Origin of the sequence: Paraburkholderia phenazinium, from assembly GCF_900142845.1 — a bacterium.
Taxonomy (GTDB): domain Bacteria; phylum Pseudomonadota; class Gammaproteobacteria; order Burkholderiales; family Burkholderiaceae; genus Paraburkholderia; species Paraburkholderia phenazinium_A.
The window spans coordinates 761,174-777,129 of the sequence record NZ_FSRU01000002.1; the positions used below are offsets into that span (position 1 = coordinate 761,174).

Annotated in this window: 15 protein-coding genes; 11 read left to right on the top strand and 4 right to left on the bottom strand. The window is 64.3% G+C overall.

Annotation, left to right across the window (positions count from 1 at the left end):
• The first annotated feature begins 14 nt into the window (after positions 1-14).
• The 8 genes from BUS12_RS20600 to BUS12_RS20635 all read left to right on the top strand — a co-directional run bounded on the left by BUS12_RS20600 (position 15) and on the right by BUS12_RS20635 (position 7,848).
• Positions 15-1,052: a DNA polymerase III subunit delta' gene (locus tag BUS12_RS20600; RefSeq protein ID WP_074298803.1), complete on the top strand. Its 1,038-nt coding sequence runs from the start codon at positions 15-17 to the stop codon at positions 1,050-1,052.
• 177 nt (positions 1,053-1,229) lie between these two features.
• Positions 1,230-1,736: a GNAT family N-acetyltransferase gene (locus BUS12_RS20605; protein ID WP_074298805.1), complete on the top strand. Its 507-nt coding sequence runs from the start codon at positions 1,230-1,232 to the stop codon at positions 1,734-1,736.
• A gap of 81 nt (positions 1,737-1,817) precedes the next feature.
• Positions 1,818-2,609, top strand: coding sequence for a TatD family hydrolase (locus BUS12_RS20610; protein WP_074298808.1), 792 nt, complete (start codon positions 1,818-1,820; stop codon positions 2,607-2,609).
• Positions 2,610-2,661: 52 nt separating this feature from the next.
• Complete coding sequence (locus BUS12_RS20615) at positions 2,662-3,411, top strand: ankyrin repeat domain-containing protein (protein ID WP_074298810.1); 750 nt, start codon at positions 2,662-2,664, stop codon at positions 3,409-3,411.
• A gap of 120 nt (positions 3,412-3,531) precedes the next feature.
• Complete coding sequence (locus BUS12_RS20620; RefSeq protein WP_074298812.1) at positions 3,532-3,888, top strand: Rap1a/Tai family immunity protein; 357 nt, start codon at positions 3,532-3,534, stop codon at positions 3,886-3,888.
• Positions 3,889-4,049: 161 nt separating this feature from the next.
• On the top strand, positions 4,050-5,462 hold the full coding sequence (otsA, locus tag BUS12_RS20625) for an alpha,alpha-trehalose-phosphate synthase (UDP-forming) (RefSeq protein ID WP_074298814.1): 1,413 nt from the start codon (positions 4,050-4,052) through the stop codon (positions 5,460-5,462).
• A gap of 17 nt (positions 5,463-5,479) precedes the next feature.
• Positions 5,480-6,649: an AAA family ATPase gene (locus BUS12_RS20630; RefSeq protein WP_074301604.1), complete on the top strand. Its 1,170-nt coding sequence runs from the start codon at positions 5,480-5,482 to the stop codon at positions 6,647-6,649.
• A gap of 128 nt (positions 6,650-6,777) precedes the next feature.
• A complete protein-coding gene (locus BUS12_RS20635) occupies positions 6,778-7,848 on the top strand; it encodes a glycosyltransferase family 4 protein (protein ID WP_074298816.1) in 1,071 nt (356 codons plus the stop codon).
• A 94-nt stretch (positions 7,849-7,942) separates the two neighbouring features.
• On the opposite strand, the gene BUS12_RS20640 is transcribed toward BUS12_RS20635, so the two are convergent.
• From BUS12_RS20640 to BUS12_RS20650, 3 genes are all read right to left on the bottom strand, one after another.
• Entirely contained in the window at positions 7,943-8,530 is a 588-nt protein-coding gene (locus BUS12_RS20640) for a BPSL1445 family SYLF domain-containing lipoprotein (RefSeq protein WP_074298818.1), read from the bottom strand.
• A 435-nt stretch (positions 8,531-8,965) separates the two neighbouring features.
• Positions 8,966-9,412, bottom strand: coding sequence for a hypothetical protein (locus BUS12_RS20645; protein WP_074298820.1), 447 nt, complete (start codon positions 9,410-9,412; stop codon positions 8,966-8,968).
• 170 nt (positions 9,413-9,582) lie between these two features.
• The gene (locus BUS12_RS20650; protein ID WP_074298822.1) at positions 9,583-9,870 is read right to left on the bottom strand and encodes a PsiF family protein; all 288 of its coding nucleotides are present in this window, start codon (positions 9,868-9,870) and stop codon (positions 9,583-9,585) included.
• A 459-nt stretch (positions 9,871-10,329) separates the two neighbouring features.
• Here BUS12_RS20650 and BUS12_RS20655 point away from each other — a divergent pair, with 459 nt between their 5' ends.
• Together BUS12_RS20655 and BUS12_RS20660 are read left to right on the top strand one after the other, a co-directional pair.
• The gene (locus BUS12_RS20655) at positions 10,330-10,626 is read left to right on the top strand and encodes a YciI-like protein (RefSeq protein WP_074298824.1); all 297 of its coding nucleotides are present in this window, start codon (positions 10,330-10,332) and stop codon (positions 10,624-10,626) included.
• A 533-nt stretch (positions 10,627-11,159) separates the two neighbouring features.
• Positions 11,160-12,305, top strand: coding sequence for a DUF6566 family protein (locus tag BUS12_RS20660; protein ID WP_074298826.1), 1,146 nt, complete (start codon positions 11,160-11,162; stop codon positions 12,303-12,305).
• An 88-nt stretch (positions 12,306-12,393) separates the two neighbouring features.
• Here BUS12_RS20660 and BUS12_RS20665 read toward each other — a convergent pair whose 3' ends face one another.
• Positions 12,394-13,914: a mannose-1-phosphate guanylyltransferase/mannose-6-phosphate isomerase gene (locus BUS12_RS20665; RefSeq protein WP_074298828.1), complete on the bottom strand. Its 1,521-nt coding sequence runs from the start codon at positions 13,912-13,914 to the stop codon at positions 12,394-12,396.
• A gap of 617 nt (positions 13,915-14,531) precedes the next feature.
• Between BUS12_RS20665 and BUS12_RS20670 the strand changes: the two genes are divergently transcribed.
• On the top strand, positions 14,532-15,929 hold the full coding sequence (locus BUS12_RS20670) for an undecaprenyl-phosphate glucose phosphotransferase (protein WP_074298830.1): 1,398 nt from the start codon (positions 14,532-14,534) through the stop codon (positions 15,927-15,929).
• Positions 15,930-15,956 lie beyond the last annotated feature (27 nt).

Sequence of the window (15,956 nt, forward strand, 5' to 3'; positions counted from 1 at the left end):
TTCAAAGAGAAACGATGATTTATCCGTGGCAAGCCGATGACTGGAACCGCCTGCAACAACTGCGCGGGCACTGGCCGCATGCGTTGTTGCTCCATGGGCAGGCGGGGATCGGCAAGCTGCGCTTCGCGCAGCATCTGGCGCAAGGCCTGCTGTGCGAGGCGCAGCTTCCCAACGGCGAGCCGTGCGGCGCCTGCGCCGCCTGTCACTGGTTCGTGCAGGGCAACCATCCGGACTACCGGATCGTGGTGCCGGAGGCGCTGGCTGCCGAAGCGGGCCTCACCAACGCCGCTGCGGACGAAAAAGCCGACAAGGCCGACGCCGACGACAGCAAAAAGACTCGCGCGCCGAGCAAGGAAATCAAGATCGAACAGGTGCGCTCGCTGCTGGATTTCACCGGCGTGGGTTCGCATCGCGGCGGCGCCCGGGTGGTCGTGCTGGCGCCGGCCGAGGCGCTCAACGTCGCGGCCGCCAACGCGCTCCTGAAGACGCTGGAGGAGCCGCCCGCGGGCGTGGTATTCCTGATGGTCTCGGCGCGCATCGACCGGCTGTTGCCCACCATCATCAGCCGTTGCCGCCAGTGGCCGATGACGGCGCCCGCAGCGGAGGTGGCCACGCCGTGGCTGGCCGCCCAGGGCGTGGCCGATGCGCCGGCGCTGCTGGCCGAAGCGGGCGGCGCGCCGCTCACCGCGCTGGCGCTCGCCAGCGACGAAAACCGCACGCTGCGCGACTGGACCCTCAAGCAACTCGCCGCCGGCCCGCAGTGCGATGCCTTCGCCTGCGCCGAGGCGCTGCAGAAGCTGCCGGTGCCGCTCGTGCTCGGCTGGCTGCAGCGCTGGCTGTACGACCTGCTCGCGCAACGCACCGCCGGCGCGCCGCGCTATTTTCCGCAGGCCGCAACGGCGCTCACGCGCTGCGCCGCGCAGGCCGACGCCACCGCGTTCGCCCGTTTCACCAAGACGGTGACGCGCCAGCGCGCGGTGGAAAACCATCCACTGAACGCCCGGCTGGTCTTCGAGGAGCTGTTTATCGGCTACCGCGACCTGTTTGCTTAAGCCTGCTGAGTGAGGGCGCCGCGCGCTGTTCGCCCGGTCGCGGGCTGGCCCGAACGAAGCGCGGGCCACTTTGCCGCCGGTCCGCTGCGCGATGGATACCCGATCGACCCCCGACCTGATCGATACCCGCTGGAACCCGCTTCAACCCGACTGACCCCTGACAAGTTCGCCATCACCATGAGCCTTTCCTACCGCGATGCCACGCTCGACGATCTGCCCGCCATCGTCGCCATCTACAATTCGACCGTGCCGTCGCGCCAGGTCACGGCGGATCTGGAGCCGGTGAGCGTCGAAAGCCGGCTCGCCTGGTTTCACGCCCACGGGCCGGCCAAGCGGCCGCTGTGGGTGGTCGAAGGGGAAGGCCGGGTGATCGCCTGGCTGAGCTTTTCGGACTTCTACGGCCGCCCCGCGTACTCGCATACCGCCGAGGTCAGCATCTATCTGGACGAAGCGGCACGCGGCAAAGGGCTCGGCAAACAGTTGCTGGCGGCGTCGCTGGAAGCCGCGCCGGGGCTTGGCATCGACACCGTGCTGGGCTTCATTTTCGGCCACAATGAAGCGAGCCTGCGGCTGTTCCGCAGCTTCGGCTTCGGCGACTGGGGCACGCTGCCGCGCGTCGCGGTGCTGGACGGCGTCGAGCGCGACCTGCTGATTCTCGGGCGCCGGCTCGAGCCGTCCGCCTGACCTGTTCGCCCGAAGCGGGCGGTTCCCGATCCCGCTTCATAGGCCTTGGTACCACCACCGGATTCATCGCAGGACACCACCATGTTTGTCGACTCGCACTGCCACATCAACTTCGAAGGACTCGCCGACCGCCTGCCGCAGGTCATCGAGAACATGCGCAGCCACTCGGTCACGCATGCGCTGTGCGTGTCCGTCGACCTCGAGAGCCTGCCGTCCGTGCTGGCGGTCGCCGAGGCGTATGAGAACGTCTACGCCTCGGTCGGCGTGCATCCGGATCACGAGGATGCCCAGGAGCCGAGCGTCGCCGAACTGGTCGAACTGGCCGAACACCCGAAAGTGGTCGCCATCGGCGAGACGGGGCTCGACTACTACCGCCTCGAAGGCCGCACGATCGCCGACATGGAATGGCAGCGCGAGCGCTTTCGCACTCATATCCGTGCCGCGCATGCCACGGGCAAGCCGCTGATCGTCCATACCCGCTCGTCGGCGCAAGACACGCTGCGGATCATGGCCGAGGAGCGCGCGGGCGAGCCGGGCGGCGTGATGCACTGCTTTACCGAGCCGTGGGCAATCGCGGAACAGGCGCTGGCGCAGAACTTCTATATCTCGCTCTCTGGCATCGTCACGTTCAAGAGCGCGACCGACGTGCAGGACGTGGCGCGGCGCGTGCCGCTCGAGCGGCTGCTGATCGAAACCGACTCGCCGTACCTCGCCCCCGTGCCTTATCGCGGCAAGCCGAATGAACCTGCGTACGTAAGTTATGTCGGACGCTTCATCGCACAACAACGCGAGATGCCGGATGCGGCGCTGGCCGCCGCCACGACGGACAATTTCTTCCGGCTCTTCAGGATTCCTGCGCCGGCCGGCGCCTGAACCCTGAAATTGAATATTATCAACAGGATAGAGACGTTTCTTAAAGCCATCTATGAACAACTACTCGACTCAGACCCACGCCCAGATCGCCACGTCGTCCGCCGCCAACCGCACGCGGGGCCTGTCGCCATTGCGGCGCGGCGCCGTCCGGGTGGCCCGGCTCGCGCTGGCCGGCGGTTTCGCCTGCGCGGCATTCGCCGCGCTGCCGGTGCAGGCTGCGCCGGCTGACACCATGATCAAGGCCGTCAAGTTCGACGACGTCAACGAAGTCAACAAGCAGCTTTCGCACGGCATGGACCCGAACATGACCGACGACCAGGGCATGCCGCTGCTGGTGCTCGCCGCCCGCGAAAAGTCGGACAAGGTCGCCGCCGCGCTGGTCGCCAATCCGAAGGCCAACATCGAGATCACGGACAAGGCCGGCGAAAACGCCATGATGCTGGCCGCGCTGAACGGCGACATGGAGATGGTGCAACTGCTGATCTCGAAGGACGCCGAGGTCAACAAGAAGGGCTGGGCGCCGCTGCACTACGCGGCCGCCAACGGCCATGACGACATCGTCAAGCTGCTGCTCGACCACTCGGCCTATGTCGACGCCGGTTCGCCGAACGGCACCACGCCGCTGATGATGGCGGCGCGCGGCGGCCATATCTCGACCGTGAAGCTGCTGCTCGACAACGGCGCGGATCTGAACGTGAAAAACCAGATCGGCATGAACGCGCTGGACTTCGCCAAGCAGTACAAGGAACCGGACGTCGTCGAAGGCCTGACGGCGCGCATGCAGCAGACGCAGCCGAAGTAAGGCAGCCGGCATGCTTCGCATGCCGTAAAAACAGTGCAGAATAACGGTTACGGCGCGCTTTGGGGCGCGCCGTTTCTATGCGGCATCAGACCGCTCGATCATTACCCTGGAAGGATCACCATGCTGCGGGCTTTGATTTGCGCCAGCGCGCTTGCCGTACCGCTAACGGCAGCCGCGTTTACGGGAGGCGACCTCAACAAGCTGTGCGAGAAAACGGATGTGGCCTCACGAAGCGCCTGTGCCGCGTATATCGAAGGCGCGGCCGACGGCGTGTTCAACACGATCGACGCGATCGGCGGCACCACCGGCCCGCGAGTCGGCCAGTACTTCTGCCTGCCGCAGGACGCCCGCTCGCAACAGTTGACCGATGCGGTGCGCAAGTACATTGCGGAGAATCCGAACGTGGCCGGCTACAACGCCAGCACGGCTATTTCATTGGGGCTCGGCAAGGCCTTTCCCTGCAAGAGCGGCGAGTAAGACCCGCTGGGTCGAAGCGGGTCCCGGCCGCGAATACCTGGCCTGAGCGCCGGGCTTGCAACTGATCCTCCTCGAGACGGGTCGAAGTGTCATTCCGACCTGACTAGCGAACCTGGGCGGCGCCTGCGCGCCCGCCCGCCGAACCGAGGAGGACACCAGACATGGGCCGACTGATCGTCGTGTCGAATCGCGTCGCAACGCCGACGGAAACCAAAGGCTCGGCCGGCGGCCTCGCCGTGGGCGTATTCGGCGCCTTGAAGGACGCGGGCGGCGTGTGGTTCGGCTGGAGCGGCGACGTGGTCAGCGAGACCGTCGCCAACGCCGGCCCCACGCTTGAGCAGGACGGCGCGGTGACGTTCGCCACCGTCGGGCTCACGCGCAAGGACTACGATCAGTACTATCGCGGCTTTTCGAACGCGACGCTGTGGCCGGTCTTTCACTATCGCAATGACCTCGCCCGTTACGAGCGCGAGGAATACGCGGGCTACCGGCGCGTCAATGCCTGGCTCGCGCACCGCCTGATCAAGCTGCTCGAGCCCGACGACATCATCTGGGTGCACGACTATCACCTGATCCCGTTCGCCGAGGCGCTGCGCTCCGAAGGCATCACCAACCGCATCGGCTTTTTCCTGCATATCCCGTTTCCAGCGCCGCAGATCCTGCTCAATATTCCGCCGCATGAAGAGCTGGTGAAGTCGCTGTGCTGCTACGACCTGCTCGGCTTCCAGACCGCTACCGACGAACTCGCGTTCCACGATTACCTGGTGCGTCATGCGCGCGGCAGCGTGAACAAGGACGGCCACGCGGAAGCCTTCGGGCGCAAGCTGCGCACCGGTGTGTACCGGATCGGCGTGTTCCCCGACGAGATCGCCGAGCAGGCGCAGCGGTATGAGAGCCGCCAGCACGTGCTGGACCTCAAGCAGAGCCTCGAAGGCCGCAAGCTGATCATGAGCGTCGACCGGCTCGATTATTCGAAGGGGCTCGTCGAACGCTTTCGCGCCTTCGAGCAACTGCTGGAGCGCTCGCCCGAGTGGCGCGGCAATGTCACGCTGGTGCAGATTGCGCCGCCCACCCGTTCGGACGTCGCCACCTACCAGCAGATCCGCCAGGACCTCGAATACGAAGCCGGCCGCATCAACGGCCGTTATTCGGGCCTCGACTACACGCCGATCCGTTATCTGAATCAGCGTTACGACCGCTGGAAACTGATGTCGCTGTTTCGCGAGTCGCAGATCGGCTTTGTCACGCCGCTGCACGACGGCATGAACCTCGTCGCCAAGGAGTATGTGGCCGCGCAGAACCCCGACGATCCGGGCGTGCTCGTGCTGTCCATTTTCGCGGGCGCGGCGGCCGAACTGAGCGGCGCGCTGCTGGTGAATCCGCATGATGCGGTGGGCATGTGCGAGGCCTTGCAGCGCGCGCTGTCGATGCCGCTCGAGGCGCGCCAGCGCCGTCACGAGATCAACATGGCCGCGCTGCGCGAGAACGATCTCGGCGTGTGGCGCGACTCGTTCCTGCGCGACTTGCGCAGCGTGCCGCTGCATGGCGCGGATCACGCCGGGCGGTCGTCCTGATGCAGGCGGGTTCGAATGTGTTGAACGCACTCGCCATTGCCAACTATCGTTCGTTGCGCGAAGTGATCGTGCCGCTCGGGGCGCTGAATATCGTCACCGGGCCGAACGGCAGCGGCAAATCCAGCGTGTATCGCGCCTTGCGGCTGCTGGCGCAGACCGCGCGCGGCGGCGTGATCGGCTCGCTGGCGCGCGAAGGCGGTCTGCCGTCGACGCTCTGGGCCGGTCCCGAGCGTTTCTCGCGCGGCATGCTGACGGGCGATCTGCCGGTGCAGGGCACGCGCCGCAGCGAGCCGGTCAATCTGCGGCTCGGCTTCGCCGGCGATCAGTTCAGCTATGCAATCGACCTCGGTCTGCCGACCATCAAGGCATCGACGACGGCGTTCGCGCTCGACCCGGTCATCAAGCGCGAATGCATCTGGAGCGGCCCGCTGCTGCGGCCGTCGGCACTGCTGGTGGACCGCCAGGGCGCGTCGATCCGGACGCGCGACGACAGCGGCGACTGGCAGACCATCCCGCAGCCGGTCGCGACGTTCGACAGCATGATGACGGAGTTCTCCGACCCGCGTACCGCGCCGGAAATGATCGCGGTGCGCGAACAGATCCGCTCGTGGCGCTTCTACGACCATTTCCGCACCGATAGCGAGTCGCCCGTGCGGCTGCCGCAAATCGGCACGCATACGCCGGTGCTGAGCGACGACGGCGCCGATCTCGCCGCCGCGCTGCAGACCATCCGCGAGATCGGCGATGCCGGCGCGCTCGATGCGGCCATCGACGACGCGTTTCCCGGCTCGAGCGTATCGGTTGCGAGCCTCGAAGGCCGCTTCGAAGTGACGATGCATCAGCACGGCCTGCTGCGCCCGCTGAAGGGTGCGGAGCTGTCCGACGGCACCTTGCGCTATCTGCTGCTGGTGGCCGCGCTCCTGACGCCGCGTCCGCCCGCCTTGCTGGTGCTGAACGAACCGGAAACGAGCCTGCACCCCGATCTGCTGGCGGCGCTGGCGCGGCTGATCGCGCGCGCCGCCCGGCATTCGCAGGTGGTGGTGGTGTCGCACGCGGCGCGTCTGATTGCGGCGCTGGAGCGCGAGGACGGCAGTCATTCGATCGTGCTCGAAAAGGAGCTGGGCGCCACGCGGATTGCCGGCGCGGACGACCTCGATTTACCGCCCTGGAAGTGGCCGGCGCGCTGACAGCGGTCCCTGCCGGGATGTTTCCCGACTGTAACAGCGCAAAGGAATTGAAAGGCTTGCGGCTTTTTGGGGCTTAATCGGCAATAATTCGCAGTCAGGACATAATAAGCAGGCCACGGAGACACACGATGAGAATTGCTCAGATCGCCCCCTTGACGGAATCGGTGCCGCCCAAGCTGTATGGCGGGACGGAGCGCGTCGTGTCGTACATCACCGAGGCGCTGGTCGACCTCGGTCACGATGTGACGCTGTTTGCCAGCGGCGACTCGGTCACCAGCGCGAAGCTCGAAGCCGTATGGCCGCGCGCGCTGCGGCTCGACCCCGGCATCCGCGACCGTATCGCGCCGCATATGCTGCTGATGGAGCTGGTGCGCCGCCAGGCGGACTCGTTCGACGTGCTCCATTTCCACATGGACTACTACTCGTTCTCGGTGTTCAAGCGCCAGGACACCCCATTCGTCACGACCCTGCACGGCCGGCTCGATTTGCCGGAGCAGCAGCCCGTGTTCGACACCTTCAATACCGCGCCGGTGATCTCGATTTCGAATTCGCAGCGCCAGCCCTTGCCGCAGGCCAAGTGGCTGACCACCGTGTATCACGGGCTGCCCGAGATGCTCTATACGCCGCAGCCGGTGGAGCAGAAGTACTTGGCGTTTCTCGGCCGCATCTCGCCGGAAAAGCGCGTGGACACGGCGATTCGCATTGCCGGCCGCTGCGGGCTGCCCATCCGCATCGCGGCGAAGGTCGACTCGGCCGACCGCGAGTACTTCGAACGCGATATCAAGCCGCTGCTGGATCTGCCGTATGTCGATTACATCGGCGAGATCGCCGACGATCAAAAGGCCGCGTTTCTCTCGGGCGCGCATGCGCTGCTGTTTCCGATCGACTGGCCGGAGCCGTTCGGCCTCGTGATGATCGAGGCCATGGCGTGCGGCACGCCGGTGATCGCCTTCAATCGCGGCGCGGTGCCCGAAGTGCTGGACGACGGCGTGACGGGCTTCATCGTCGAAGACGAGATCGGCGCCGTGGCGGCGGTCAACCGTCTGCACAAGGTGCCGCGTGCCGGCGTACGGGCTTGCTTCGAGGCGCGCTTTACCTCGCACCGGATGGCGCAGCAGTATGTCGACGCGTATCAGTCGGTGATTCGTGCGCAGAAGCGCTCGCGCTTCAAGGTGATCGATACCTCGGCGCCGCGCTGAGCCCAACGTCCGCGCAGCACAAAAAAACGGCGATGCCTGCAGCATCGCCGTTTTTGTCTGGTGGGACCTTGCGTCCCGTCCCGCGGCCGTGCGCCTAGATACTCAGGCGCGATACCTTGGTGCCGTTGATCGAAATGTCGCCCATCAGGCCGGCGTTCGTCAGCACGAACACTTCGACCGGCGCGGTGGCGGTGGTGGTGTCGATGGCGCCGTTCGCGCCCATCTTCACGAGGGCGACCGAAGCGTCGCCGCCCGCGGACCAGCCGTCGGTATTGCGGAATTTGTCGAGCGCGTCCTGTGTCATGAACAGGAAGATGATGGCCTTCGACTGCGCACCGGCCTGCAGGCCGAACGAGCCCGACACGGTGCTGTAGTAGCCGACCGTGCCGCCGCCGACCCGCAGCGAACCCTCGCCATACTGGCCGCCGACAATGAAGCCCGCCTGCAGCACCGACGGGAATACCAGTACGCCACGCGCCTTCGACACGAGCTCACGCGAGCCGGGCACCGTCTGGAAGAGGCGCGACATGGTGCCGTCGACACTGGAGTCGATTGACTGGCGCTTCGACATGTTGGTCGATGCGTTATCGGGCGTACCCGACGACGTGGTACATCCAGCGAGTGCAAGGCCTCCGAAAGCTAGCGCAGCGGTAGTCTTCAGCATGAAGTTTCGTCTTTGCATCGTTTTTCTCCATCACGGTTCCTGGGCGCAACCTCGTGTGTGTTGCCGGGTTGCCTGATTAGTTATATCACACGCAAGCTTAAAGGGTGCAAACCCTCGCATCGCGAGAAGCCTTGTGGGGCGGGCGTTTGCGGCAAATCCGCAAAATCCGTCGGGTAACATTGACCGATCGCAATGCGGCCGTTGAGGCGCTCGATCTGCTTGAAACGCAGGGGTTTTTTCGTCACTGGCGCGTTTGCCCCAGCAGCCATGCGGCACGCTTCAGGCGGACGCCGTCGCGCTCCTTTTTACCGATTTCACGCCCGCACAGAGCGTTTGAAATAAATATGAAAGAATTGTGCGAATGTGTTGCACGGACGCCGCGCCGAGGCCGCGTGGTCACTTCGCAACGTCGTACGGGTGCTGTCCGAGGCCCGGGCGATAGCGTGCTGCCATTCAATGATTGGGCGTGCTTTTGACGGACGGCGGCCGGCGCAGCGCGCGGCGAATCCCGCCGATCACCATGCCGATCAGAAACAGCGTGACGGCCGGCACGACCCAGTAACCGACGAACGCATGCCACAGGTAGGCGGCGAGGGTGGTGCGGCGGACGGTGTATTCGTCGCGGGCCTCCTGCTGGCGGGGCGCGTTGGCGGCCAGCACGGCCGCCGGGCAGCCTGCCGCGCGCGCCTCGTCGGGCTCGCCATGGCAGCGGGCGGCGGCGCCTGCGGCGCGTTGGGCATCGGTGAGATCCCAGCTGGTCAGCGAGCGTTCGAGGTCGACGGCGTTATAGGCCATCTCTTCCTGGATTTCGCGCACCGCGACGATCGCGACCGGCACCGCCCAAAAGACGATGACAACCAGCCACCGCCTGAACCAGCGGTTTTTGTGTCTCCATACCATTCTTGCCTCCGTTCAATGCTCTGTGGCATCAACGACAAGATGGCGGCCCAATGGGGCATAGTGTTTTATAGATGGGCCGTCTCCGCAGCCATCATAGAAGAAAATGCCGGGCTCCGGCGAACGGTGTGGAACGTCGCGACCGTGGCCGCGACGCCCGGTCCGGCTTGCGCTTAGCTCTTGTTGCTCAGGCACGTCGACATGAAGGCCTTGCGATCGTCGCCTTTCTTGCCGGCGGCTTGCGTGTTGCAGGCCTTCATCTTGTCCTGCTGGGACATCGGTGCGGCAGCGGGTTTCGACGACAGGCACGATTTCATGAAAGCCTTGCGATCGTCGCCTTTCTTGTCGCCGGCCTGCTGGTTACAGACGGTCATCTTCGACTGCTGGCTGTTCTGGGCCAAAGCGGGCGAGGCCAGAACGGCGCCGAGGACGAGGGCAGCGAGAGCGGATTGGATCTTCATGGGACACTCCATCGGTGGTGAAACTGTTGTTGGTAGTTGTACAACCGGGCGTCACAGGCATCCGTTTGCCCATCGCCGTCGTTATTATGGCAAAACTGTCAGGTAAAACGGATGACGTTGTTGGCCGGTTGACAGGCGCCAGGGGCAGGTTTTCCCCTGGCAGACGGCCGCCTGCCAGTGTGGGGCGACGCGCCGCGAATGCGCCGCGGGTGAAAGATCCGGTAAGAGTAGCGCGCGCAAATAGTATGGAATCCATATTGAATGGAGCGATATCGAGAAGCCATTCACGACGCTTATCCGGCCTCGTAGAGACTCATACCTCAGCGACATTGATATCTCAACCATTCGATCGGCGCCAATAAGAATCCGGCAGAAAATTCCGTAAATAATGTAATGCCGCAATATTGACTCTATTGACTCTATTTAATTTTTTTGATCCGTAATTAGCGAGGCATAACCATGCACTATCTGTTGATCTATGATCTGGCCGCGGACTATCTCGAACGCCGCGCCGCGTGGCGCGACGCGCATCTGAAGCTGGCATGGGCCGCTGCTGAGCGCGGCGAATTGCAACTGGGCGGGGCGCTGGTCGAGCCGGCCGATACCGCCGTGTTGCTGTTCGAAGGCGCTTCGCCCGCTGCGGCCGAAGCGTTTGCACACGCCGATCCATACGTACGTGAAGGGCTTGTGACGCAATGGCGCGTGCGTCCGTGGATGACGGTGGTGGGCGAGCACGCGTCGAATCCGGTGCGTTGACGAGGGGCGGTTTCGTTCGCCTTCGTATGCGCTCAGGCCCAGGCGAACGGGCGCATCGCGGCGTGGAAGGGCGGCGCGGCAGAGCCATCTGCTGAGCATGTCCCGGCCGCGCCGGCAATTAAAAAAGCGTAAAAATTTTCAGCCGTCTTTACGTCGCCATTCGACGGCTATTCCACCACAAGGGTCTGCGCGATAGCCGGTTGTGCTGTTGCCACTGCCGGAATTTCTGCCGCGGCTATTAGAAATTCAACACCGCCAAAGCAGAAGTTTGTTTCCATCCGTAACACTTGTCATTGTCATATTCATGCAAACCCTGGTGGTGGTATGCTTCCTGCACAAATTCTCCAATGCACGAGTGAGACCACGTTTTGTGCTTCGCGGTGGGGAAGGTTCGCACTATCACAGTGCGGCAGACGCGAATAAGCCCGAACGTAAATACATATTTGTGCAACCGCGGGTCCTACACGAATCGTGAACGCTGAATTCGTGAGCGGCCCAAAGCCGCAGCCTGGCCAGGCTGTGTGGAGAACCGCATGTTTTTCGATGAGCTAAGCAATGACGAATGGGCGCTGCTCGCGGCGCTCGTTTCCGATGAGCCGGCGGTCCGTCTGAATCGACGCGGCCGGCCGCGCGCCGAGCCACGCGTCGTGGCGAATGCTGTCCTGTGGATACTGACAACCGGTGAGCCCTGGTCGAAACTGCCGGGCCGCTATCCGTCGGGTCCGACCTGCCGGCGCCGTTTTGAGGAATGGCAGTTGAACGGCACGCTCGCCGAGATGATCCGGCTGTTGTCGCAGACGGGCCGCAGCTTCGTGTATGTGCCGCAGGCGTCGCAACCGGTGGCGGCGAAACCCGCTGCGCAACCGGAAGTCGTCAGCGTGCGCGAAGACACGTTGCGCGGGGTGAGCTGGAAGAGCCCCGAGTCGTGGCAGACGCCTGCCGGCGTCAGCAACGGCTGGCGCTCGCTCGATCCGCTCGCCGACATGACCCGGCAGTTGTCCGGCGCGTTGCCCCACGAGACGTCGCATGCCGAGCCGCAGGTCAGCCGGGCGGTCGAGCTGGGCGGGGAGACGCCGTGCCCTGACCATCCGCGCAGTCCGCTGCCCATGAGCGTCGCGGCGCGCGGCACGCAGGTTGTCGACCGGCGCGGCTACGTGATCTACGTGGCGGCCGAGCGCGTGCCGAACGCCATGTATCGCGCATGGGCGGAGATTGAACAGGACGGTCGTCGCGTCGAGCGCTCGGGTCTTGTCGGCCCGCGTTTCGCGGACCCTGACGAAGCGCAGGAGTATGCGCTGGAATGGGCGCATCAATGGATCGACCGGCAGTGCCGCACCTTGAGCGCTGCGCCGGGCGCGCCGCTGCCGGGTAATTACGCGCGGCCTTTGCCGGGTGTGCGGACCATGCCGAATACGCCGACCGTCAGTTCAGCGGGCGTGCATGTAGATGGGCCGGGTAGTGCGCAGATGAGCGGCCAGATGAGCGGCCAAATGCATGCACAAGCGCACGCACCAGCGAGCGGTCACGTGGCGAAGCCGATCAACGGCCCGCTGACCGGTCCGCTACATGGCCCGGTCAGCGCGTTGCGAGCCCCGCTGCGTCGCTATCCGGGCGACACAACGGACAGTACAGCCGAACGATTCCCGACGGCTTCCGAGCTCATTTCCCACGCAGGATGAGCCAAAGAGCAACCCGCGGCCGGTAGGAGCAACCGCCGCAGGATCCGCATCGCCAGCGAGTGAAACACCGCAGGGCCTGTTGCCGTCTTCATTGCCGGCCGTACGTGTCGTCGAAGCGCACGATGTCGTCTTCGCCGAGATAGGAGCCTGACTGCACCTCGATCATTTCCAGCGGCATCTTGCCGGGATTCTCGAGGCGGTGAGTCGTGCCCAGCGGAATATAGGCGGACTCGTTTTCGGAGACGATGAAGCGCTCTTCACCGCGCGTGACGAGCGCCGTGCCGCGTACGACGATCCAGTGTTCGGCGCGGTGATGATGCATCTGCAATGACAGCCGTGCCCCAGGATTGACGACGATGCGCTTGACCTGAAAGCGTTCGCCGCTATCCACGGAATCGTAGTGGCCCCAGGGGCGGTGCACCTTGCGATGGTTCGCCGCCTGGGCGCCGCCGGCGGCGCGAATCCGCCCGACGATCTTCTTCACATCCTGCACGCGCGACTTGTCGGCCACCAGCACGGCATCGGCGGTTTCCACGATGACCAGATCCTGGGTGCCGACGCAGGCAATCAGGCGTCCTTCGGAATGCGCGAAGGTCGAGGCCGAGCCTTCGAACATCACGTCGCCGCGGGCCACATTGCCGGCCTCGTCCTTGGACGAGATCTGCCAGATCGCATCCCACGACCCCACATCCGACCAGCCCGCCCGCAACGGCACAACCACGCCCGAGGCGACCGAAGGAGCGCTGCCGAGTTGCTCCATCACCGCGTAGTCGATCGAATTCGACGGCGAGGCACTGAACGCGTCGCGCTGCAAACGGAAGAAATCGCCGTCCGCCTTGCCGCCGGCGTAGGCCGCTTCGCAGGCCGCGAGAATCGCCGGCTGAAAATGCCCGATCGCGGCAAGCCACGTCGAAGCACGCATGATGAAGATGCCGCTATTCCACCAGTACTCCTTAGATTCGACATAACGCTGGGCAAGCTCGAGGTGCGGCTTTTCGACGAAGCGGTCGAGGCGGTGCGCATCCACCGTGCCGGCGCGGCCGAGCGGGGCGCCGAGACGGATATAGCCGTAACCGGTCTCCGCATGCGTCGGGACGATCCCCATGGTGACGATATGGCCGGCGTACGCGTGCTGCACGCCGGCGGCGACCGCGGCATGGAACGCGTCGGGATCGGTGACCGCATGGTCGGCGGGCATCACCACCATGATGCCGTCGTCGTCCTGCGCGGCAATCGACAGCGCCGCGACCGTCAGCGCCGGCGCCGTATCGCGCCCCGTGGGTTCGAGGATCAGGCGGCTCGCCTTGCCGCTGGTGCGCAATTGCTCGGCGGTGGTGAAGCGGTGTTCTTCGTTCGCGACCACGATCAGTTGATCGGCGAGCGGATGGCCGGCATCGAGCGCGTCGAGGCGGCGAGTGGTGGACTGCAGCAGCGAATCCGCGCCCAGCAGGCCGATCAGCTGCTTGGGATACTGCTCGCGCGACATCGGCCACAAACGCGTGCCGGAGCCGCCCGCCAGGATGACGGGATGAACCTTCAGCTTGACCTTCAGGGATGCGGCGGCGTCTGGCCGGGTGTCGGCGACGGACGCCGTAACCGATGCTGTCATGGTGATGTACTCCTCGGGGCTGGGTGAGTGCGTCGAGTTTTATCACGGCGTAAATAACCAATAAAAGATCGTTAATCGGAGCTGCTGAAAAATTAATCGAAATAAGGCATAAGAAATCTCTGGATAATTTCGGTTTTATTGCAGGACGCCGGAAAAATAAAAAAATAATGTCAAAAAAATGGTGATCGTTTTCGACGCGCCGCGGCGTGCTGAAAAAAGGGGCGGCACGGGCAGATCCCATGAGATGCAAGGTTCGGAGGAAAACGCCGTGCATGGCGCCAGCGCGAAGGCTCGGCTCACCTCAAACACGATCTTTTACGGCAACAATTGCCGAAAAAATAGAAGAAAAACCAGGCATTTTTGACCGATACATTTTGAGATATTTTGCGATCTTGCAGTGCGATTTTTAATACCGCCTTATCTAGTCCTGTACGGGTATTCACTCATTCGGATACGCACTTTTTCGAATGGGCTCGATAAGCCCAGGCACCGATTCTTTGTCATTGGCCATTACGCGAGCGGCGCGAGGCGAATGTCGGGTGCCGATGCCTTTCCCGCGGTGCGCAGGCCCGCTTACTTCACGGATGGAACTTGACTGACGATCTGAGGTGCAGCGCATGCTGAGCGTTCTATCGAGAATCATCGACATCGCCATGGTCGCACTGGGCGCGCTGATCGCAGCGGCCGTGCACAACGGGCAATGGGTCTGGTTGGACGACGTGCAGAGCGTCTCGCTGGCGTTCGACTGCCTGCTGGTGGTGGTGTTCTTTCCGGCGCTGGGTATCTATCAGTCGTGGCGCGGCAAGCCGCTCGTCGACCTGCTGTGCCGCGTCTCGGGCGCCTGGGTGATGGTGGAGACCACCGGCGTGCTGATCAGCTTCAGCCTGCACCGCTCGGACATGCTGTCGCGCCTCTGGCTGCTCTACTGGGCGGCCGCGACCATCGTGCTGCTGATCGTGACCAAGGCGCTGGTGTACTCGGTGCTCAAGGGACTGCGCCGCGAGGGCTTCAATCACAAGGCGGTGGCGATCGTCGGCGGCGCGCCGTACGGCAAGTTTCTGATCGAACAGATGCGCAGCCGCCCCGAAGCCGGTTTTAGCCCGCTGGTGGTGTACGACGAGGACGGCCCGGTCGATCCCTACCAGGATCCCGATGCGGCGCAGGCCGTGGAGGGCGTGCCGGTCGAGCGCGACTTCGCCGCCATGATCCAGCTCGTGCGCGACCGGGCGATTCGCGAACTGTGGCTCGCGCTGCCGATCTCGAAGGAGAAGACCATCCATCGCTTCGTGATGGAGCTGCGCAACGACTTCGTGAATATCCGCTTCATTCCGGACGTGCGCAGCCTGACGCTGTTCAGCCAGCCGATGGTCGATCTGCTCGGCGTGCCGGCCATCAACCTCGCGGCCTCGCCGATCACCGATCTGCGCGTGCTGCCCAAGCGCGTGTTCGACCGCCTGTTTGCTTTCGGCGCGCTCACGGCGCTCGCCCCGCTGATGCTGGTGATCGCGGTGATGGTCAAGCTGTCGTCGCCGGGACCGGTGTTCTTCCGCCAGAAGCGCAAGGGCATCGACGGCAACCAGTTCGAGATCTACAAGTTCCGCTCGATGAAGGTGCACGCGGAGGTCGCCGGCAAGGTGACCCAGGCGACCCGGCGCGATCCGCGCATTACGGCGGTGGGCGCGTTCCTGCGCCGCACCAGCCTCGACGAACTGCCGCAGTTCATCAACGTGCTGCGGGGGGAAATGTCCGTGGTGGGGCCGCGCCCACACGCGCTCGAACACGACGACATCTACAAGGACCTGGTGAAGGGCTACATGCACCGTTACCGCATCAAGCCGGGCATTACCGGCTGGGCACAGATCAACGGCTACCGGGGCGAGACCGACCGCATCGAAAAGATGATGGGGCGCGTGAAGCTCGACCTGTACTACATGCAGAACTGGACCTTCTGGCTCGACATCAAGATCGTTGTACTGACGTTCTGGAAGGGTTTTGTCGGCAGCAACGCTTATTGAGCGGCGCGGCAGGCGACGCAGGAAATC

Excerpts from the sequence above, each read along its gene's own strand:
- BUS12_RS20600 (WP_074298803.1), top strand. The coding sequence starts at position 15 with ATGATTTATCCGTGGCAAGCCGATGACTGGAACCGCCTGCAACAACTG.
- BUS12_RS20605 (WP_074298805.1), top strand. The coding sequence starts at position 1,230 with ATGAGCCTTTCCTACCGCGATGCCACGCTCGACGATCTGCCCGCCATC.
- BUS12_RS20610 (WP_074298808.1), top strand. The coding sequence starts at position 1,818 with ATGTTTGTCGACTCGCACTGCCACATCAACTTCGAAGGACTCGCCGAC.
- BUS12_RS20615 (WP_074298810.1), top strand. The coding sequence starts at position 2,662 with ATGAACAACTACTCGACTCAGACCCACGCCCAGATCGCCACGTCGTCC.
- BUS12_RS20620 (WP_074298812.1), top strand. The coding sequence starts at position 3,532 with ATGCTGCGGGCTTTGATTTGCGCCAGCGCGCTTGCCGTACCGCTAACG.
- otsA (WP_074298814.1), top strand. The coding sequence starts at position 4,050 with ATGGGCCGACTGATCGTCGTGTCGAATCGCGTCGCAACGCCGACGGAA.
- BUS12_RS20635 (WP_074298816.1), top strand. The coding sequence starts at position 6,778 with ATGAGAATTGCTCAGATCGCCCCCTTGACGGAATCGGTGCCGCCCAAG.
- BUS12_RS20640 (WP_074298818.1), bottom strand. The coding sequence starts at position 8,530 with ATGCAAAGACGAAACTTCATGCTGAAGACTACCGCTGCGCTAGCTTTC.
- BUS12_RS20645 (WP_074298820.1), bottom strand. The coding sequence starts at position 9,412 with ATGGTATGGAGACACAAAAACCGCTGGTTCAGGCGGTGGCTGGTTGTC.
- BUS12_RS20650 (WP_074298822.1), bottom strand. The coding sequence starts at position 9,870 with ATGAAGATCCAATCCGCTCTCGCTGCCCTCGTCCTCGGCGCCGTTCTG.
- BUS12_RS20655 (WP_074298824.1), top strand. The coding sequence starts at position 10,330 with ATGCACTATCTGTTGATCTATGATCTGGCCGCGGACTATCTCGAACGC.
- BUS12_RS20660 (WP_074298826.1), top strand. The coding sequence starts at position 11,160 with ATGTTTTTCGATGAGCTAAGCAATGACGAATGGGCGCTGCTCGCGGCG.
- BUS12_RS20665 (WP_074298828.1), bottom strand. The coding sequence starts at position 13,914 with ATGACAGCATCGGTTACGGCGTCCGTCGCCGACACCCGGCCAGACGCC.
- BUS12_RS20670 (WP_074298830.1), top strand. The coding sequence starts at position 14,532 with ATGCTGAGCGTTCTATCGAGAATCATCGACATCGCCATGGTCGCACTG.